General features: G+C 42.1%; 16 protein-coding genes and 1 pseudogene. 8 read left to right on the top strand and 9 right to left on the bottom strand.

Translation table 11 applies throughout. The features are described 5' to 3' along the window. Positions 1-50 precede the first annotated feature (50 nt). From lspA to ribF, 3 genes are read right to left on the bottom strand one after another with little or no spacing between them, the layout of a single operon-like run. Positions 51-560 (bottom strand): signal peptidase II, encoded by a 510-nt coding sequence (lspA, locus tag PSI22_RS14060; protein WP_273580286.1) that lies wholly within the window; start codon positions 558-560, stop codon positions 51-53. Beyond that, positions 560-3,373, bottom strand: a complete 2,814-nt coding sequence (ileS, locus tag PSI22_RS14055; protein ID WP_273580285.1) for an isoleucine--tRNA ligase — start codon at positions 3,371-3,373, stop codon at positions 560-562. Before ileS ends, lspA begins: the two co-directional genes overlap by 1 nt. Before the next feature lie 26 nt (positions 3,374-3,399). Next, positions 3,400-4,344, bottom strand: a complete 945-nt coding sequence (ribF, locus tag PSI22_RS14050) for a bifunctional riboflavin kinase/FAD synthetase (RefSeq protein ID WP_038197937.1) — start codon at positions 4,342-4,344, stop codon at positions 3,400-3,402. 349 nt (positions 4,345-4,693) lie between these two features. Between ribF and rpsT the strand changes: the two genes are divergently transcribed. Continuing rightward, positions 4,694-4,954 (top strand): 30S ribosomal protein S20, encoded by a 261-nt coding sequence (rpsT, locus tag PSI22_RS14045; protein ID WP_038197938.1) that lies wholly within the window; start codon positions 4,694-4,696, stop codon positions 4,952-4,954. A gap of 80 nt (positions 4,955-5,034) precedes the next feature. Here rpsT and nhaR read toward each other — a convergent pair whose 3' ends face one another. Then, positions 5,035-5,949: a transcriptional activator NhaR gene (gene nhaR, locus PSI22_RS14040; RefSeq protein WP_273580284.1), complete on the bottom strand. Its 915-nt coding sequence runs from the start codon at positions 5,947-5,949 to the stop codon at positions 5,035-5,037. 11 nt (positions 5,950-5,960) lie between these two features. Next, positions 5,961-7,157, bottom strand: coding sequence for a Na+/H+ antiporter NhaA (gene nhaA / locus PSI22_RS14035; protein ID WP_273580283.1), 1,197 nt, complete (start codon positions 7,155-7,157; stop codon positions 5,961-5,963). A gap of 206 nt (positions 7,158-7,363) precedes the next feature. Between nhaA and PSI22_RS14030 the strand changes: the two genes are divergently transcribed. The 6 genes and pseudogenes from PSI22_RS14030 (at position 7,364) to PSI22_RS14000 (ending at position 13,165) form a co-directional block, all read left to right on the top strand. Beyond that, positions 7,364-8,209 (top strand): EamA family transporter, encoded by an 846-nt coding sequence (locus PSI22_RS14030; protein WP_273580282.1) that lies wholly within the window; start codon positions 7,364-7,366, stop codon positions 8,207-8,209. A gap of 881 nt (positions 8,210-9,090) precedes the next feature. Then, positions 9,091-10,086: an aKG-HExxH-type peptide beta-hydroxylase gene (locus PSI22_RS14025; RefSeq protein ID WP_273580281.1), complete on the top strand. Its 996-nt coding sequence runs from the start codon at positions 9,091-9,093 to the stop codon at positions 10,084-10,086. Positions 10,087-10,109: 23 nt separating this feature from the next. Beyond that, complete coding sequence (locus tag PSI22_RS14020) at positions 10,110-10,406, top strand: hypothetical protein (RefSeq protein ID WP_273580280.1); 297 nt, start codon at positions 10,110-10,112, stop codon at positions 10,404-10,406. Then, entirely contained in the window at positions 10,289-11,041 is a 753-nt protein-coding gene (locus PSI22_RS14015) for an FkbM family methyltransferase (protein WP_370689033.1), read from the top strand. Before PSI22_RS14020 ends, PSI22_RS14015 begins: the two co-directional genes overlap by 118 nt. A 72-nt stretch (positions 11,042-11,113) precedes the next feature. After that, positions 11,114-12,534 (top strand): annotated as a pseudogene (locus PSI22_RS21525) (MFS transporter). Positions 12,535-12,589: 55 nt separating this feature from the next. Next, positions 12,590-13,165, top strand: a complete 576-nt coding sequence (locus PSI22_RS14000; protein ID WP_273580277.1) for a GNAT family N-acetyltransferase — start codon at positions 12,590-12,592, stop codon at positions 13,163-13,165. A gap of 56 nt (positions 13,166-13,221) precedes the next feature. On the opposite strand, the gene PSI22_RS13995 is transcribed toward PSI22_RS14000, so the two are convergent. From PSI22_RS13995 to dnaK, 3 genes are all read right to left on the bottom strand, one after another. After that, on the bottom strand, positions 13,222-13,764 hold the full coding sequence (locus PSI22_RS13995; protein WP_051894616.1) for an ATP-dependent Clp protease proteolytic subunit: 543 nt from the start codon (positions 13,762-13,764) through the stop codon (positions 13,222-13,224). Positions 13,765-14,474: 710 nt separating this feature from the next. Continuing rightward, positions 14,475-15,611 carry a molecular chaperone DnaJ gene (gene dnaJ, locus PSI22_RS13990; RefSeq protein ID WP_273580276.1) on the bottom strand — a complete coding sequence of 379 codons (1,137 nt, stop codon included), beginning with the start codon at positions 15,609-15,611 and terminating at the stop codon, positions 14,475-14,477. A gap of 104 nt (positions 15,612-15,715) precedes the next feature. Beyond that, on the bottom strand, positions 15,716-17,620 hold the full coding sequence (gene dnaK, locus PSI22_RS13985) for a molecular chaperone DnaK (protein ID WP_273580275.1): 1,905 nt from the start codon (positions 17,618-17,620) through the stop codon (positions 15,716-15,718). 349 nt (positions 17,621-17,969) lie between these two features. On the opposite strand from dnaK, the gene satP reads away from it, so the two are divergent. Further along, a complete protein-coding gene (gene satP, locus PSI22_RS13980; RefSeq protein WP_038197950.1) occupies positions 17,970-18,542 on the top strand; it encodes an acetate uptake transporter in 573 nt (190 codons plus the stop codon). Between the two features lie 74 nt (positions 18,543-18,616). Here the strand turns inward: satP and PSI22_RS13975 are convergent, their stop codons facing one another. Beyond that, positions 18,617-19,888, bottom strand: a complete 1,272-nt coding sequence (locus PSI22_RS13975) for an MFS transporter (RefSeq protein ID WP_273580274.1) — start codon at positions 19,886-19,888, stop codon at positions 18,617-18,619. Positions 19,889-19,978 lie beyond the last annotated feature (90 nt).

Below are 19,978 nucleotides of genomic sequence, written 5' to 3'. Positions count from 1 at the left end.
GGGTATAGATGAAATTATCAGCCCCAGTACCATTGACCGGGGCTGATTTCTTATTGTGATATCGATGCTGTTTTCTTGTCATCCGGGCTGATAAAGCTCTCTATGATGATGAAAGCTGCCCCGATGCAGATCGCAGAATCTGCAATATTAAAAGTAGGCCAGTGCCATTCCCCGACGTAAAAGTCGATGAAATCGACAACAAAGCCATGTACCAGCCGATCGAACAAATTCCCCAATGCCCCACCAATCACCAAGGCGTAAGCAGCATTACTCAGTTTCTGCTTGGCACTAGAGCGGTACATCATCACCAGCAGTACAGCAGAGATGATGATAGCCACCAATGCAAAGAACCAGCGCTGCCAGCCGCCCTTATCAGCGAGAAAACTGAACGCAGCCCCCGGATTCTGAGCATAAGTCAGATTGAAATAAGGTATCAATGGCGTGGATTCATACAGTGTGAAATGCTGCAACACTAACTGTTTGCTTCCTAAATCCAGTATTAATACCACTACAACCAGCCAAAGCCAGCGAAGTCCAGTGGAACAAATGGGTTTATTCATCAGGCAAATTTACGCTCTTCGCCGTTACCGGCAACGTTAGTCACACAGCGGCCGCAAAGTTCTGCATGTTCCGCCACCAGCCCCACGTTTTTAGCATAGTGCCAGCAACGTGGGCATTTTTCTCCATCCGCTTTGCGGAAAGCAACTTTTAAACCTTTAAGTTCACTCTGCTGTGCATCGTCACCCGCTGCGGCATAAGTGGCAACGTCAACCTGAGAAGTCAGCAGAACAAAACGCAATTCGTCAGAAAGTTTGTTGAGTTTTCCTGCCAGCGCTTCGTCAGCATAGAGGGTAACTGCGGCTTCCAGTGAACTGCGGATATGTTTATCAGCACGAGCCTGTTCCAGAACCTTGTTCACTTCACCACGTACTTCCAGCAATTCAGCCCAGAAAGTATCGTTCATATCTGCGCCATCTGCCAGACCAAACAGCCCGTCGTACCACTCTTCAGTAAAGACATACTGGGCGCGGTTGCCCGACAGTTCATTCCAGACTTCATCAGCGGTGAAGGAAAGGATCGGCGCCATCCAGCGAACCAGTGCTTCTGCAATATGGAACAGGGCGCTCTGGCAACTACGACGAGCCAGACCATCGCTCTTCGCGGTATACTGGCGGTCTTTAATGATATCCAGATAGAATGAACCCATTTCTACGGAGCAGAACTGCATCAAACGTTGAACGACAGAGTGGAAATCATATTCGTCATAGCATTTGAGGATATCAGCCTGTGCTGCCTGAGCTCGGCCCACTGCCCAACGATCCAGCGCAACCATATCTTCCGCTTTCACCATATGTTGTTCCGGGTCAAAACCATTCAGGTTTGCCAACAGGAAACGAGCGGTGTTACGAATACGGCGGTACGCATCGGCAGAGCGTTTCAGGATTTCGTCAGAAACCGCGATTTCACCAGAATAATCAGTGGATGCCACCCACAGACGCAGAATATCCGCACCCAGTTTGTTCATCACATCTTGCGGGCTGACGGTATTACCAATGGATTTGGACATTTTGCGTCCCTGCTCATCCACGGTGAACCCATGAGTCAGAACTTGACGGTAAGGTGCCTTGCCTTTAATCGCTGTAGACAGCATTAATGAGGACATGAACCAGCCGCGGTGCTGATCGGAGCCTTCCAGATAGATATCTGCTGAGTTGCCGTGGAATTCTGGACGAGCATCTACAACAGAGGAGTGAGTACTTCCTGAATCAAACCAAACATCCAGCGTATCCGGCGCTTTGACATAATCAGCGGCATCAGCACCCAGTAATTCTGCGGTGTCCAGATCCCACCATGCTTGAATACCATCTACCTCAACACGCTTGGCAACTTCTTCGATCAACTCTTGTGTACGTGGATGCAACTCCTGCGTTTCTTTGTGCAGGAACAGGGACATTGGTACGCCCCATGTACGCTGACGGGAGATACACCAATCCGGACGGTTTTCTACCATTGATTCAATACGTGCCTGCCCCCAGCCCGGTATCCACTCAACGCCTTTGATCTCTTTCAGTGATTGTTCACGCAGACCGTTCTGATCCATGCTGATGAACCACTGTGGAGTCGCACGGAAGATGATCGGTTTTTTGTGACGCCAGCAGCAAGGGTAGCTGTGCTGTAATTTTGCCACATTCAGCAGAGCGCCTTTTTCTTGCAGCAGTTCAACGATAATATCGTTCGCCTTGAAGACAAATACGCCATCCAGTGAAGGATAAGTGCCAGAGATATAGCAGCCATTCGGCCCGACTGGATTCGCAATTTCAAGGCCATATTTCAGGCTGATAGAGTAGTCGTCCGGACCGTGACCACCCGCAGTATGTACCGCACCTGTACCTGCTTCAAGCGTAACGTGATCGCCCAGAATTGCAGGAACGTCGAAGCCCATGAATGGGTGGTTGAAGCGCAGCAGTTCCAGATCCGCGCCAGTGCAGTCACCCAGCACTTGCCATGAAGTCATGCCCGCACGCTGCATGACGGATTCAACCAATTCGGCCGCCAGGATCAGGCACTCATCTTCTATTTTGACCAACTGATAAGTGATTTCGGCATTCAGTGAAATAGCGCGGTTAGCTGGCAATGTCCACGGTGTGGTTGTCCAGATAACCAGAGAGACCGATAGGCCAGGAGACTGTATATCAAATTTGGCATACACCGCATCCGCATCAACAGCCTTGAAGCGAACGTCAATGGAAGGCGAAGTTCTGTCGTAATATTCAACTTCTGCTTCTGCAAGGGAGGAGCCACAGTCAGTACACCAATGAACGGGTTTAACGCCTTTCAGCAAATGACCGTTGCCGATGATACGACCCAGTGCACGAATGATATCGGCTTCGGTTTTGAAATCCATCGTCAGATAAGGTTTATCCCAGTCGCCCAGAACCCCCAGACGCATGAAACCGGCTCTTTGTACTTCGACCTGGCTCATTGCATATTTGCGGCACTCAGCACGGAATTCAGCGGCGGAAAATTTTTCCCCCGGCTTGCCAATAATCTGCTCAACCTTGAGCTCAATCGGCAAACCGTGGCAGTCCCAACCAGGAATATAAGGCGAATCGTAGCCTGACAACCCTTTGGACTTAATAACAATATCTTTGAGAATTTTATTGACTGAGTGACCAATATGAATATCGCCGTTTGCATAGGGAGGGCCATCATGCAAAATAAATGTTTTCTTACCAGATTTCGCTTTTCTAATCGCCTGATACAAACCTTCTTTGTACCAACGTTTCAACATATCTGGTTCGCGCTTGGCTAAATCCCCGCGCATCGGGAACCCTGTTTCCGGTAAGTTCAGGGTGTCTTTATAGTCACTCATTATAGATTCTCAGTTCCAATTTTCCGCTAGATACATGACTCGGATCGCTGCAAAAGATAATCCCTTGCAGCAACCACATCATTTGCGATTTGCTGTTTAAGCGCATCAAGCGAAGCAAACCGCTGTTCATCACGCAATTTTTTGCGTAATACCACATCAATATGACGCCCATACAGATCCATTTGGGTATCAATCAAATGTACTTCAAGTTGCTGGCCCAGACCCGAAACTGTGGGTCGATTACCAATATTAGCGACACCCGGTAAGGGTTTATCGCCCAATCCATAAACTTCCACAGCATAAACGCCCTTTACAGGGGCAACCAGACGTTTCAACGGTAAGTTTGCCGTAGGAAACCCAATGGTACGTCCTAAGCGGTTACCGTGAACGACTCTGCCACTTATGCTGTAAGGATGCCCCAATAATGTTTCTGCCAACGCCAGATCATCATCTTGCAGCGCCTGACGAATAGCGGTACTGCTGATCCGCAGGCCGCTGTCACAGAAGCTGTCTGTGCTGGCAACATCAAAACCGTATTGTTTACCCGCTTGTTGTAAATAGTGAAAATCTCCGAGGCGATTTTTGCCAAAACGGAAATCATCCCCTATTGCCAGAAACTTAACACCCAGTTTTTCCACGAGCAGCCGTGAAACAAAGGCTTCAGGTGAATTAGCTGCGAAATTTCGGTCAAATTTCACACATAACAGATAATCAACGCCATACTGGGATAGATATCTTATTTTATCTCTCAGCCGTGTCAGGCGGGCTGGCGCTTTATCGACAGCAAAAACTTCCAATGGCTGCGGTTCGAAAATCATGACCATCGTCGGTAACCCGGAACGCAGCCCTTCTTGTTTCAAATGTTTCAATAAAGCCTGGTGCCCGCGATGGACACCATCAAAATTACCAATCGTCAGCACGCAACCATGGTGACGCGCCCGGATATTGTGTACACCGCGAATTAGCTCCATAGCTGGCTCAATACCGTGGAAATTGCCGGATTATACCTTGTACAGCGCACAAGGTTAACCCACGATCACAAAGGGTTTTTAATTAATAACCTGATTCTTACAATAAAAACAGGCCAGATGCCCGAAAAATATTTAATTTATCTCACTTCTTAGTGATTCATTGAGTTTTTTGTTGCGAAAGACTGTATTCCCTTTCAGTAAGCTGATAAAATCCTGCCCCATCACAACGTAATCAGCGTCGCTGTACAACGGCGCTTATTTACACAAATCCATTGACAAAAGAAGGCTGAACATGCATATTTCTCGGCCTTTGAATTGTCCTCGCTAGAATATATTTGGGAGTTGGACCTTGGCTAATATCAAATCAGCTAAGAAACGCGCCATACAGTCAGAGAAACGCCGTCAGCATAATGCGAGCCGTCGTTCTATGGTGCGTACTTTTATCAAGAAAGTATACGTAGCTATCGCTTCTGGCGATAAAGAAGCTGCACAGAAAGCATTCAATGACATGCAACCAATTGTTGATCGTCACTCCTGCAAAGGTCTGATCCACAAAAATAAAGCAGCACGTCATAAATCTGCTCTGGCAGCGCAAATCAAAGCAATGTAATTATTGTTTTTGATCATGCTGAAAAAACCGGCTTAGTGCCGGTTTTTTTGTATCCGTAGTTTTAAGTTTCAATATGATTTTCAGTGTTGTTTTTTGAGTGGCGCACTGAATAAAGCAGAAAAATCCTTGTTACACACCCGTTGAACCGCCGGATGTTGGATCATGCGCTCCGCAAAAATGACATAATATTCTTCCTTCACGGCATCCAATCGACCAATCTCAACGATATCACTATCAACGAAGATATCACTGGCATAGAAAGAAGGCGCAATAAAAATAGCGTTATGGTACATGCCAAATGCTTTCATCAGCGCAGCATCATCAAATTCACCCAGCACTTCAACTTGCAGGTTTTTATTACGTATCCATGTCAGAAGTTTCCTGCCCAGCATCGAACGGCGACCGGGGATCAGTAAACGGAGCTCTTCCAGACATTCTGGAAACGGTTTTTTTGGGATCGGCTGACGGCAGTAAAAGCTGACGCTGCATTCGCCCAGTTTCACTGAGAACAACCCTTCTTGCTGAGAAGAGTCAACCGGACAATCTGACAGGATCATATCGAGCTTATGCTGGCTCAGTTGCTCAAGCAGCATTTCATGGGTTGATTCAAAACAGCGCAGGTGGATTTTCTCATGCTCTACGACTGTGGTTTCCAGCACTTTGCTGACTAAGCGCTTGGACAACGCATCTGCTACACCCACATCAAACAGCAGATTTGATTCTCGGCTGTAAGTGACGATATCCAGCATTTCGTGACTGAGCATAAACATTTTATCTGCATAACGAAAAACCAATTGCCCCAACTCAGACGGAACCAATCCTCTCCCTTGACGCTTGAACAACTTTCCACCCAGACGTTCTTCCAGAGCCTTAATCTGACCAGTAATGGTCTGTGGCGTCAGGTATAACGCCTCTGCTGCCCCAACAACGGAGCCTTCCTTGCAGACATGCCAAAAGTAATAAAGGTGGTTAAAGTTTAAATGTGAAACCCGCATAAATTTTTATCCTAAATTAATCTATTCATCTGCGTTTGGCGATGTTTTCTCTCTGGCAAAAGTATATTCAATAACCCATAACCAATGACGGCTGCTGCTGTTGAACCAATCAATATGCCCAAGCGGGAGTAGGTACTGAAAGCGTCATTTAGACCTTCAAATGCCAGACCAGAAATAAAGATAGACATAGTAAAACCGATCCCACACAGTACCGAGACGGCAAAGATCTGCCTCAGATCAATTTTTTCCGGTAATTTGGCAACGCCCAGTTTTATTGAGATCCAACTAAACAGAAAAATACCCAGAGGCTTGCCAATAAACAGACCAAGGGCAATCCCCACTGGCAACATCCCCGTTAACCCGTTCAATGTTACCCCCTGTAACGAGACGCCCGCATTGGCAAAAGCAAATAATGGCAGGATTAAATAAGCTACCCACGGATGCAAACCATGCTCAAGGGATTCAGAAGGTGAATGACCTTTTTTGCAGCGCAAAGGGATCATGAACCCAACGATGACGCCAGCTAATGTTGCGTGAACACCGGATTTCAGGATACAAACCCACAGAACGGCACCGACCATCAGATAAGCAGATGTTTTAGCTATTCCGCGCCAGTTCATCCAAGCCAGAAGCGCTATCATAGCCCCTGCCAAGCCGAGGGCAGCTAACGAAACGGTTTTGGTGTAAAACAGGGCAATAATAATAATGACGCCCAAGTCATCAATAATCGCCAGAGCAAGCAAAAAGACTTTTAATGCTGTTGGCACACGTTTTCCCAGCAGTGCCATGACACCAAGCGCAAATGCAATATCTGTAGCGGCGGGGATAGCCCAACCCTGCCGAGCGATTTCATCACCACCGTTAAACAACAGGTAGACCAGCGCCGGTGCGATCATGCCTCCAACTGCGGCAATCGCAGGGAAAACGGCTTTGTCACGGCCAGCCAGCGAACCTTCCATTAATTCTCGCTTAACTTCCAACCCGACAATCAGGAAAAATACAGCCATTAAGCCATCATTGATCCAGAGCAACAGCGGTTTCTTAATTTCCAATGCGGCAAATTGTACCGCAACCGGAAGGTCGAGAAATTGGTGGTAGATACCCTGCAATGGCGTATTCGCCATAACCAGTGCAACAATCGCAGCAATAATGAGAATAATTCCTCCTGCTGCTTCTAACTTTAAAAACTGGCGAATGATTGCAGTCATGGATAGATAACCTATGAAGTTAATTAGGGCGCTCATGTTATGACAGTCATGACTTCGGAAAAAATCGATTATTTATGCGATATGAATCGGTATAATCGAATTATAACATTGAGAAAGTAACATTTTTTCTGTGACGGGTATATTGATATAAGCATCAAAAGATGTTTTTATCATCAATCTATTAACGTAATGACTAAAATATAGCCATGACAACTTTCCTATTATTATCTGTACTTGCTGCCGCCTTGTTACATGCCAGTTGGAATGCCTTAGTCAAAATCAGTGCTGATCGATTCTTGGGTATTTCAATTATCGTCTTTTTTGCCGGTCTGATTTCGACATCCGGATTGTTCTGGGTTGGATTACCCACACCCGCCTCTCTACTGTGGTTAATACTATCTTCCATCCTGCATATCGGTTATTGCCTGTTTCTGAGCCGTTCTTATGCCACAGGAGATTTAAGCCAGGTATATCCCATCGCCAGAGGGTGTGCACCGCTAATTACCGTCTTATTGAGTTGGATAATATTGCAGGAAGTATTACCGCCCTTTGCCATGTTGGGCGTCAGTTTAATTATCGCAGGGGTTATTTTGATCGCATTTCCTCACGGTAAGAAATCCATCCAGATGGATCGCAGGACATTAATCGCAGCCCTCACAACCTCAGTATTTACTGCCTGCTATACCTTGTCTGATGGGATTGGCTCCCGTGCCAGTGATAACGCCTTAACCTATATCTTGTGGTTATTCGCTATTCATGGCTGGTCAATGGGCGTGATTATTTATTTCAAATACCGGAAAACGGCCGGACACAACATACGCCAATACTGGAAGAAAGGGTTAATCGGTGGGCTAATGCAATTACTAAGTTATGGCATTGTCATTTGGGTAATGAGTCATGCTTCTATTGTGATGGTAGCCGCACTACGTGAAACTAGCGTGCTGTTTGCGATGCTATTATCTGTCTTTATCCTGAGAGAACCATTCAGCAAAATGCGGTTATTAGCCTGTGTCGTGATTGTGGCAGGGGTTATTTGCACTAAATTGGGGTAATACCACATTGCATAAACTCTCTAATTACCGGCACTTAGACAATTATATTTAATCTTTTATGAATACATCGCCATTAAGTTTAACAATAGCCAGATGTGACACTCTCTTGTTGCCATTTGCAATCGTCTTATATATCGATTTTTTATAGGGAAAAAGCTTGTAGAAGAAAGGAGACTGTAGATTTGTGAATTTTGGCATTGGTAATTGTAAATAGGATCACTCTATACCATTCCTTCATCTTATTTTTCCATCTACTACTACATTTTTTCTTTTTGGAGATCGACCAATTTAGCTTGAGTTTCCTCCACGGATTTTGTTATTTTGGAAAATCATTTAGAAATATCTAATAGTTAAAATTCAGAGAATAAATTAATAATAATGAAATTGAATATATATTTTATTATTATAATAATTACACTTCTTTTAAAATTAAATAATTTCCTTAAAAAACATTTAGTTATCTATGTTTTTACCAGACGGTTACAAAATAAAAAATAAAAAATAAAAAAATATTATGCTTTACATATTGATCTTAGCTTTTGACCTGATAATATTCCCTTTATCAGATGCGCTAATCATATCTATTTTATCATTGATTGGTATCTTCTGGTTAATTAAAATAGTACATTCACTATCATAAACCTAGGAGATGTATTATGAGCATTGTAAAAAAAAGCCCTCCCCTCAAGATCAAACTCGATAGCAGTAAGATTTTCTCTGTATCAGCGAATCGCATAGCACCGATTATGGATCAGGTAAATTAATCCATAACTACTGCCGCAAACAAAAAGTTTGCGGCAATCCTTTTTGCAAAATGAAATCTTTGCAGTTGTATATAATATGTAACTGATATAAATAATATTTTATTAAAAGGGTCACTTATGCTTGATATCTATGATGCTCGTCCAGATGTAAAAAGAGATCTTGAAATTAGAAAACAAATAAACGAACGCATAATCAATAGTCTTTACTATATATTAGAGCAATGTGATATCGCAGGGTTTGATTGTCAGATAGCTGAAGAGAAAATAAATGATTTAGATAGCAAAAAGAAAATAAGTGGAATAATACATGTACTACATAATAGGTTATTGAAAGCTATTGAGGATGATAACCAATCATTAATTATAAATGTATTGAATTCTTTCAAGGACTTAGATTATATTGAACAGACACCACGTACTATAGGTTTATTTACTGATGGATATACACAATCGTTGCATCAGTTTTATTATGATACATGTGATTATGGAATGATGAACACTTATGGTTATCATTTTGATGGGGGTATTCCTTCAAAAAAAGAATTAGAACATTCTAAATATGCTGTAGAACGAGCTTTAAATAGAATGAAGGAAGTTGATAGAGATTTATTTGATGAATTTAATACTTTAATCTCGGATATTATAATTCTTAACTCTCCTACAATGAACGCAGGCTCATCACTAAATACATTTGGTATTATAAGAATGAGCCAGTTGAGAGAAGGCCAGATTTGGACACGATACTTTGAAAATTTGGCTCACGAAGCCGGACATAACCATTTAAACATGCTTTTTTTTATTGACCCAATAATTTTAAACGAAGATAGTGGTACATATAAATCTCCACTGCGTCGCGAAGCCAGACCGTTAAGTGGGATATATCATGCAATGTTTGTTCTCGCTAGAACAATGCGTACTTTGAAGAAACTACGTACTCATTATGATTATGATCCAATATTAGAACGAGTGGACACAGCGTATAATAATGCCAACAATCCAGCTTCATTTGAAGATAAATTTTATGATTGTTGGAATATAATATTAGAAAATGCAAAATTGACAGATTTAGGAAAAAAATTAATGAATAGCACAAAAGAAATGGCTTTCGAATAAATATAATTAAGGCTAATAAAAATATGGCAATCACACCTCTTATTGAACTATATATTAACACTATCAAAGATAATAGAGAAATAAACATAGTAGACATAGTAGACATAGGTGCAGCTGAATTTAACACAACAAAAAACAATTATAACTCAATCATTAATTCATACCCGTTTAAAATTTATGGTTTTGAACCAAATCCTGATGAATTCGAAAAATTAAAAAAAATAAAGATCCAAAAGTTACATATCTCCCATATGCTATTGGAGATGGAGGTATACATAAGCTTTCTATTTTCCAAATTCCGGGATGCTCCTCTCTCCTAACGCCTAATATAGAAGAAATGAGTAAATATAAATCTTTTTCTGAATGGATGTTAGTTGTTGATAAGCATATCGTTAGAACAAAACGCCTTGATGATATAGATGATATAAAATATATAGATTTATTTAAAATTGATATTCAAGGATGTGAATATCTTGCTTTAAGTAACTCTTTAGAGAAACTTAAAAGTACTCTTGTAATTGAATGTGAAGTTGAGTTTGTAGAACAATATATAGGCCAGCCTAGATTTTCTGAAATAGAGATTTTATTACGTTCACAAGGCTTTCATTTTGTCAAATTCATGGGATATGGTACAAGACCTCTCAATCCCATGATCATAAATGAAAATCCTTTCATTTATGGCAATCAATGGTTATGGAGTGATGCATTATTCATTAGAAACATCAATGAATGGGACTCTCTGTCTAATGAAGAGCTTTGTACTCTAGCAATAATTCTCGCAGAATCCTATGAAATGTATGATTTTTCGTATAAGGCTATATCAATACTAGATCATAGAAATGATACAGAATATTCTGATATTTTTTTGAAATGGCTCAATGAAAATCTTATAGATAAATTTGAAATTAACTCAAATGATTATTCGCATCTGATTTTTAGCGATAGCCAAGATTGACATATTGATATTAACACATATGTCAATCTTATAAAAATCAATCCCGACTTGGCTTTTATTTTAGAGAATACAATGATAGAAAATGATAAGTCTATTTATGAAAAACGATATGATGTTCTAATAATAATTTGCTTAACTGCATTTATTATACCATTAGTATTTACCGGATCTGCAATTTCTCTTCATGCTATGAAAAATGATATTGGAGGTGATAATGTTATGCTAGCATGGATAATAAATTCTTATGTCATTGCATTCGGTGGGTTTGTAATGGCAGCAGGAATTACAGGTGATTATATTGGGAGAAAGCTGTGTTTCATAGTTGGTTTGATTTTATTCTGCCTATCCTCTATGTGGATTGCAGTAAGTCATAGTCTACCAATAATAATTATTATGAGAGCGCTTGAAGGAATAGGAGGTGCACTAGTATCTACTTCTGCTACGTCATTGTTAGCTCAAGAATTTTATGGCAAAAATAAAACTATTGCTTTTGCTTTCTTAGGAACAGCGTTCGGAGCAGGACTTGCATTTGGTCCTCTTATCGCTGGTTTATTATTGATTTTCTAGGTTGGCGCTCACTTTATTGGATTATATCTTTTTTTTCTATCATTATGATTTCATTGGGAGGATGGAGAATTACTGAGTCAAGAAATGTCAACTCCACTCGTCTGGATTGGCTTGGCCTTATTATTTTTACTTTAGCTTTAGTATTATTTACATATGCACTTGTTTGGAGTGGTGAACATGGGATTAATAATATAGGAATATATGTTCTCATGTTTGTTGTATTTTTATTAATCATGGGTTTCTATATGGTAGAAACACGTATCACCTCTCCTCTAGTAGATATTTCATTATTTAAGATTCCTTTGTTTTTTGGTGTGCAATTGTTACCTATATTGACTGCTTTTAGCTATATATCACTTTTTGTATATTTACCAATGTGGTTTATAATGGGAGGTGGTTTCAGTGCTTCTGAAACTGGCCTCATTATTTTACCTTTGACTCTTCCGATGCTTTTTATTCCACTGTTTTCTGGTTATCTTGCTAAAAAATATCCAGTTAGTAATATTTCTGGAGTTGGCTTTCTTATCGCTTCTATTGGCGTATTTATCCTTATCAATTCTACATATGAAAAAATTTGGCTAGTCTCTTTTGCTATGGCATTGATAGGCATTGGTAACGGCTTGCCTTGGGGATTAATGGATGCTCTATCTGTCAGTGTTGTTCCTCAAGAAAAAGCTGGCTTAGCCTCTGGATTGTTTAATACTATGCGAATTGCAGGTGAAGCTATTGCTATCACGTTTGTAGGCTCATTAATCAATATTCTTAATTCAAAAAATATTAATGCTATTCCTATTATACATAGTGATCAAGTAGTGAGTTATGCCTATAGGGAAACATTCCAAGTTCTTTTTACAATGATATTTTCCTTGACTCTATTAGCTAGTTTTTTCTGTTTTTTCCTTTTGAGAGAAAGGAAATATAAATAAGAAAATCAGCGAGGGTGACAATCAATAATTTTGCTATTAATCTAGGGGGGATTTTATGTTTTCAGAAGATAATTCTCTTTTATTTTTTACATCACGGTTGATTCTCCGTCAATTTGAAATAAAAGATTTTGCCAAGTATCAAAGTTATCATTCATTGCCAGAAGTTTACAAGTTTCTATATAGTTATCCTCCAGCAGATGAGAATATGCATGCCCAATTCAATAGAGTTATGTCTCCTGCATTTAATAATAATGGAGATGAGGTAAGGCTTGCCGTCATTCTACGTGAAAATAATGATTTGGCTGGAGAAATAATGTTAAGACTAACGAATAAAGAGTCACAACAAGGAGAAATAGGTTGTATCTTTCACCCATTATATCAAAGAAAGTCCATTGGAACAGAATCTTTAGGAGCACTGATTGATATTAGTTTTGAATATTTTAGATGCCATCGGCTTTATGCAAAATTAGATGTTTTAAATCTTGGTTCTAAACGATTAGTTGAAAAACTCGGAATGCGTCAAGAAGCTCACCTATTACAAAATGAACGTGTTAATGGAATTTGGAGTGACATGTATATGTACGCAATTCTGCATAATGAATGGCAAGCACCAAAATTTTTAAAGCGATAATGAATTTATACATGAAATAATGGGTGAACTTCTGCCCACCCTATTTTCCATTTACATTATTGGATGTCTTCCCATTTAGTTATTATGCGGCCGACAATCCCATATTCAACAGCTTGCTGTGGGCGCATCCAGTAATTCCTATCAGTGTCCTTTTCTACTTTTTCTATCGATTGTCCCGTAGCATCACTGATAAGTTTATTTATACGGCTGCGTATAAATAAGAATTCCTTAGCTTCAATCTCTATATCTGATGCTTTTCCTTGATATCCCCCTAAAGGTTGATGAATCATAAAACGAGTATTAGGGAGAGAATAACGATTTTCTTTCCTAGCGGCAAGAAAAATGGTAATACCAGCACTTGCAACCCAACCAGTACCTATTATAAAGACTTCTGGTCTTATAAATTTAATCAAGTCATGAATGGTATCACCAGCCTCAACATGCCCGCCTTGACTGTTAATAAAAATCTTTATTGGATCGTTATTTATTTCTTGTAAAACTAATAGCTGAGTTGTTACCTTTTCGGCTAGTGCTTGATTAATTTCGCCAGATATCATGATACATCTTGATTTCAATAGCTTACCTTGTTCGTAGGGCATATCTTTAAGGGGATTAGTAGAGTCTTTTTGGGCATCTTTTGGGGAATCTTCTAACATGATTCAGACCTCATTTGGATTTAGTAGAATATTTTTGACTCGATGTTCTGCTTATAAACTATAACAAACTAGCTATCGATTATCCAACTCTCTAAACAGAAAATATATCTTTTAATCAGTAAACTTGACTAAAATATAGAATATTTTTATCTGATATATTTTAATTAATTATTGATAGATTATTTATATTGATATTATATTTTTTATCGTGTTTTATCCAATATGCTATAATTTTCATTCATCTGGAAAAATACTACTAATCACTAGAATTTTAATACATTCTCATGAATTCTCTCTCCATGAAAAAAATTAATTAATGACTTATATTTGATAATTAAACTTCTTTCTTATTATTATTTTCCTAATAATAAGTATATAAAATAGTGCGTTACGGAAGTTTTCATATGTAATTATATAAAAAAAGAAAATTATCTATAGATTAGATTACATTTTCCTGACTTATCTGTATGCGCATTTTTGAAATTAATTTGTAGATGGGGAATATCTAAAGTGAAAAAGAATTTTTCCTGCTTCTATGGCAAAAGTAAGGGGTAAGATTGAGATGAGAACGACTGCTGAATATATTCCCCTGATTATCAGAGCAAAAAGATAATCAAGGGAACGATTATTCTCGATCTTACAACGATACCGAATTACTTGGTCAAGTCGTCAAAAAACTTCTTCACCCCATCGATGAAAGTCTTGGAGCGTGGGCTATTGGTTTCGCCACTCTTGCCGCCCAAAGATTCACCCAGCTTGCGCAGTAAGTCTTTCTGTTCGTCGTTCAACTTCACCGGAGTTTCTACCACGACACGGCACAGTAAATCGCCCTGAGCGCCGCCACGAACGGATTTCACGCCCTTGCCTTTCATGCGGAACAATTTACCCGTCTGAGTTTCCGCAGGGATTTTCAGGCTGACACGGCCATCAAGGGTTGGGACTTCAATTTCGCCGCCCAGTGCCGCAGTTGCGAAGTTAATCGGTACTTCGCAGTAAAGGTTGCTGCCATCACGCTCGAAGATATGATGTGCCTTGACCTGAACCTGAACATACAAATCACCTGCTGGTGCACCGTGTTCACCCGCTTCACCTTCACCCCCCAAGCGAATGCGATCACCGGTATCGACGCCTGCTGGAATTTTAACGGACAGGGTTTTGTATTTCTCAACACGGCCATGCCCATGGCATTTGCCACAAGGCGTTTTGATGACTTTTCCACGTCCATGACACTGAGGACACGGCTGCTGAACCGTAAAGAACCCTTGGCGCATATGCACTTGCCCAGCACCGTGACAGGTTGAGCAGGTTTCTGGGCTGGTACCCGCTTTTGCACCACTGCCATGACAGGTATCACAGGATTCCAGGGTAGGAATGCGGATCTCTTTGGTCACACCACGGACAGCTTCTTCCAGTGTCAAGTCCATATTGTAACGCAGGTCAGAACCACGGCTAGGACGCTGCTGACGACGGCCACCACCGAAGATATCCCCGAAAACGTCACCAAAGACATCGCTAAAATCAGCCCCGCCACCGAAACCGCCAGCTCCACCACCCATACCACCTTGTTCAAAGGCAGCATGACCATATTGGTCATAAGCAGCGCGCTTCTGTGCATCCGTCAGGATCTCATACGCTTCTTTAATTTCTTTGAATTTACTTTCTGCTTCTTTATCACCCTGATTGCGATCAGGGTGATATTTCATCGCCAGCCGCTTATAGGCCTTTTTTATCTCTTTCTCTTCTGTGGTTTTGGAAATGCCCAAAACCTCGTAATAATCTTTTTTTGCCATTGTTTTGTTTACCCTTGACACGCACACACGGGCGTAGAGTTACCTCAACGCCCGTGTCAGTTAACAAGTAACAGGCGCCCTGTTACTTTGCCCGCTAAGGGCTATTATTTTTTGTCTTTAACTTCTTCGAATTCAGCGTCTACAACGTCGTCATCTTTTTTCGCGGTGCCCGCGTCAGCAGCACCTTCCTGAGCCTGTTGCTGTGCGATTTCCAGAAGTTTCTTAGAAGCTTCAACCAGTGCCTGAATCTTCGCTTCGGTTTCAGCTTTGTCTTCGCCTTTAACAGCAACTTCCAGCTCAGAAACGGCTTTCTCGATCCCTGCTTTGTCATCCGCAGTCAGTTTGTCGCCTGCTTCTTCAACTTGCTTGCGAGTACCGTGAATCAGCTGATCCGCTTGGTTACGAATTTGCACCAATTCTTCAAACTTACGGTCAGCTTCTGCATTCGCTTCTGCATCACGTACCATCTGCTGGATTTCTTCTTCGTTCAGACCAGAAGATGCCTTGATGGTGATTTTTTGCTCACGACCAGAGTTTTTGTCTTTTGCAGAAACATGCAGGATACCGTCAGCATCGATGTCGAAGGTCACTTCGACCTGTGGCATACCACGAGGTGCTGGCTGAATACCATCCAAGTTGAATTGACCCAGAGATTTGTTATCACCGGAACGCTTACGCTCACCCTGCAATACATGGATCGTTACCGCAGACTGATTGTCTTCCGCAGTAGAGAACACTTGGCTGTGCTTAGTTGGGATAGTGGTGTTCTTCGTGATCAGCGCAGTCATCACGCCGCCCATGGTTTCGATGCCCAGAGACAGTGGCGTTACGTCCAGCAGCAGAACATCTTTCACTTCACCTGACAGTACACCGCCCTGAACAGCCGCACCCATTGCAACGGCTTCGTCTGGGTTGACGTCTTTACGCGGCTCTTTGCCGAAGAAGTCTGCAACCGTTTTCTGCACCATTGGCATACGGGTCTGACCACCAACCAGAATCACGTCTTGGATGTCAGATACAGACAGGCCAGCATCGTTCAGGGCGACTTTCAGCGGCTCCATGGAACGCTTAACCAAATCTTCAACCAGTGATTCCAGTTTTGCACGAGTCACTTTGACGTTCATGTGCTTAGGACCCGTCGCATCCGCAGTGATGTATGGCAGGTTCACGTCTGTCTGCTGTGCAGAAGAAAGCTCGATTTTCGCTTTTTCTGCGGCTTCTTTCAGACGCTGCATTGCCAGTGGATCGTTACGCAGATCGAAGCCTTGCTCTTTCTTGAACTCATCAACCAGATAGTTGATCAAACGGCTGTCGAAGTCTTCACCACCCAAGTGGGTATCACCGTTGGTTGCCAAAACTTCATACGTTTTTTCACCGTCAACTTCGTCGATTTCGATGATAGAGATATCAAAAGTACCGCCACCCAAGTCATAAACTGCGATGGTGCGGTTACCGACTTCTTTGTCCATACCGTAGGCCAGCGCTGCTGCCGTTGGTTCGTTGATGATACGCTTAACTTCCAGACCAGCAATACGGCCAGCATCTTTGGTCGCCTGACGCTGTGCATCGTTGAAGTAGGCAGGAACGGTAATAACCGCTTCTGTCACTGGCTCACCCAGATAGTCTTCTGCTGTTTTCTTCATTTTTTTCAGAACTTCAGCAGAAATCTGAGGAGGGGCTATTTTCTGATCTTTAACTTCCAGCCAAGCGTCGCCATTGTCTGCGCCAATGATTTTATATGGCATGATAGAAACGTCACGCTGAACTTCTTCGTCCTGAAAACGACGGCCAATCAAACGCTTGATGGCGAACAATGTGTTTTGCGGGTTAGTTACAGCCTGACGTTTAGCTGGTTGACCAACCAGAGTTTCACCATCCTGAGTATACGCGATGATAGAAGGTGTGGTGCGATCACCTTCGCTGTTTTCAAGCACACGAGCAGTTGTGCCGTCCATAATTGCTACACAAGAGTTGGTAGTTCCCAAGTCGATACCAATGATTTTACCCATCTAAACGCCTCCACAAAGAATTCATATATAAGTCAAGTTACTTAACAATATGAGGACGGATGTTTGTTTTTCAATGGCACTGATTGCCTGAAATTCCTCATTTTTATACTTTCGGCTAAACGCCGAAATGTCGCTAGTAACCGCGGTTGAAACTTAAATGGGGGTCATTCATTCAATCATCAAGGGTTGCGTTGAAAAAAATTAAGTTTAATAAAAAAATTCTTTTCCAGCCCATTGTTTAGTTTATGCCATCACATTATTATGCGCCGCCCTTTATGGTTTATTGGCGCTGTCAGATGCCATAAAGCCTTTTTAATATCTTGTTTTATTTGTTTTTTCCAGAGGAAATATGCATTCTAATCAGTTGGCGAATCCAGGCCCGTTGGGTTTGATGGGCTTTGGCATGACAACAATTTTGTTGAATTTGCACAATGCAGGTTTTTTCCCATTGGCATCTGCCATTTTGAGCATGGGAATTTTTTATGGTGGTTTGGCTCAGGTGCTGGCTGGCATTATTGAGTACAAAAAAGGGAATACCTTTGCCGCAACCGCATTTACCTCTTACGGTATGTTCTGGCTGAGTCTGATCGGTTTGTTGTTCCTGCCAGCAATGGGTCTGGCAGACGCCACCAGTCATGAATTCCTCGGTGTTTACCTCGCGTTATGGGGTATTTTCACTCTGTTCATGTTCTTTGGGACTTTGAAAGCTAACCGGGTTCTGCAATTTGTGTTTGGCAGCCTGACGCTGTTGTTCGCACTGCTGGCAATTGGCAACATCACAGGCAATGCCAGCCTCCTGACCTTCGCAGGTTATGAAGGTATTGTCTGCGGGGCAAGTGCTTTCTATCTGGCTATGGCTGAGGTTCTGAATGAACAATATGGCCGTACTGTTCTGCCGATTGGCGAAGTGAAGCACGCCTGATAATATCAGGCAGGCAACGCTAGCAAAGCCCGATTAAACAGGATGAGCCATTACGCTCATCCTGTTTTTTTACGTCACTTTTTTCTGACGCGCAAATGTAACCCCAAGAGTATGCCTACCGCAGATAAAACCAGAACATAGTAAGCGGGCGCAAACTGGGTATAGGCCTGTAACAGGGTGACGAAAATCGGGGTCAGCCCACCAAAAATGGCGTAAGACATATTGTATGAGAATGAAATTCCACTGAACCGCACTTCCGGCGGATAGCTCTGAACCATGACAAAAGGCACGGCTCCAAGCACACCAACGGAGAACCCCGCCACAGCATAAGCACTGAATAATCTGCCCGGTTCATCACTGATATTATGGTAGAAAAACCATGAGGCTACAGCGAGCAGAACGCAGCCTGCCACTAAAACCAGACTGGCGCCCCATTTATCGCATAAATGACCGGCCAATATACAGCCGATTGCCAGCATGATAATCGCCAGACTGTTGGCTTTCAGGGTGAGTGACTGCTCCAGATGGAAAACGGTCTGCATATAGGTCGGTGCCATCAAAATGACAACAACGATGCCCGCAGAGAGCAGCCATGTCAGCAACATGGAAACGATGATGGCATGTTTATGGTTCAAGATCACAGATTTCAGTGGCAGCCCTTCCGCCAATGCCTTACGTTCCTGCATTTCCTTGAAGACAGGCGTTTCCTGTAACCAGCGACGCAGATACATAGCACACAAGCCAAAAGCCCCACCAATAAAGAATGGCAGACGCCATGCCCAATCCAAAACTTCCTGCCTGGTATAAATGGAGGTAATGATCGTGGCCACCAGCGAGCCAAGCAAAATGCCAATGGTCAGCCCGGCAGTCAGGATCCCGCAAGCAAAACCGATGCGTTTATGAGGAACATGCTCCGCCACAAATACCCAAGCACCCGGCACTTCTCCGCCGATTGCCGCTCCCTGCATAATGCGCATCAGTAATAATAAAACAGGGGCAGCAATGCCAATCGTATCATAAGTAGGCAACCCCCCAATGATCAATGTCGGTAAGGCCATCAGCAAGATACTGAGCGAAAACATTTTTTTACGCCCAATCAAATCACCAAAATGCGCCATGATGATCCCCCCCAAAGGACGGGCGAGATAACCTGCCGCAAAAATGCCAAAGGTTTGGAGTTGCCGGAGCCACACAGGGATGTCCGCAGGGAAAAATAGCTCGCCGAGCACAACGGCAAAAAAGACAAATATAATGAAGTCATAAAACTCTAAGGCTCCACCCAGAGCGGCCAAAGACAGAGTTTTGTAGTCTTGTTTATTTAACGCACGATTATGATGTTGCGACATAAGTTACCGATTTATAGTTATAAAATAGGGATTCCATGATTTCTACCAATAACCCTACCAGACTTTAACTCAGACAAAAATAAGACTTAT

Origin of the sequence: Xenorhabdus aichiensis, assembly GCF_028598775.1 — a bacterium.
Taxonomy (GTDB): domain Bacteria; phylum Pseudomonadota; class Gammaproteobacteria; order Enterobacterales; family Enterobacteriaceae; genus Xenorhabdus; species Xenorhabdus bovienii.
This window is presented reverse-complemented; position numbering and strand designations above follow the sequence as displayed.

Bases quoted from the DNA above. Each gene is read 5' to 3' on its own strand.
- lspA (WP_273580286.1), bottom strand. From the start codon at position 560: ATGAATAAACCCATTTGTTCCACTGGACTTCGCTGGCTTTGGCTGGTT.
- ileS (WP_273580285.1), bottom strand. From the start codon at position 3,373: ATGAGTGACTATAAAGACACCCTGAACTTACCGGAAACAGGGTTCCCG.
- ribF (WP_038197937.1), bottom strand. From the start codon at position 4,344: ATGGAGCTAATTCGCGGTGTACACAATATCCGGGCGCGTCACCATGGT.
- nhaR (WP_273580284.1), bottom strand. From the start codon at position 5,949: ATGCGGGTTTCACATTTAAACTTTAACCACCTTTATTACTTTTGGCAT.
- nhaA (WP_273580283.1), bottom strand. From the start codon at position 7,157: ATGACTGCAATCATTCGCCAGTTTTTAAAGTTAGAAGCAGCAGGAGGA.
- PSI22_RS14030 (WP_273580282.1), top strand. From the start codon at position 7,364: ATGACAACTTTCCTATTATTATCTGTACTTGCTGCCGCCTTGTTACAT.
- PSI22_RS14025 (WP_273580281.1), top strand. From the start codon at position 9,091: ATGCTTGATATCTATGATGCTCGTCCAGATGTAAAAAGAGATCTTGAA.
- PSI22_RS14020 (WP_273580280.1), top strand. From the start codon at position 10,110: ATGGCAATCACACCTCTTATTGAACTATATATTAACACTATCAAAGAT.
- PSI22_RS14000 (WP_273580277.1), top strand. From the start codon at position 12,590: ATGTTTTCAGAAGATAATTCTCTTTTATTTTTTACATCACGGTTGATT.
- PSI22_RS13995 (WP_051894616.1), bottom strand. From the start codon at position 13,764: ATGCCCTACGAACAAGGTAAGCTATTGAAATCAAGATGTATCATGATA.
- dnaJ (WP_273580276.1), bottom strand. From the start codon at position 15,611: ATGGCAAAAAAAGATTATTACGAGGTTTTGGGCATTTCCAAAACCACA.
- dnaK (WP_273580275.1), bottom strand. From the start codon at position 17,620: ATGGGTAAAATCATTGGTATCGACTTGGGAACTACCAACTCTTGTGTA.
- satP (WP_038197950.1), top strand. From the start codon at position 17,970: ATGCATTCTAATCAGTTGGCGAATCCAGGCCCGTTGGGTTTGATGGGC.
- PSI22_RS13975 (WP_273580274.1), bottom strand. From the start codon at position 19,888: ATGTCGCAACATCATAATCGTGCGTTAAATAAACAAGACTACAAAACT.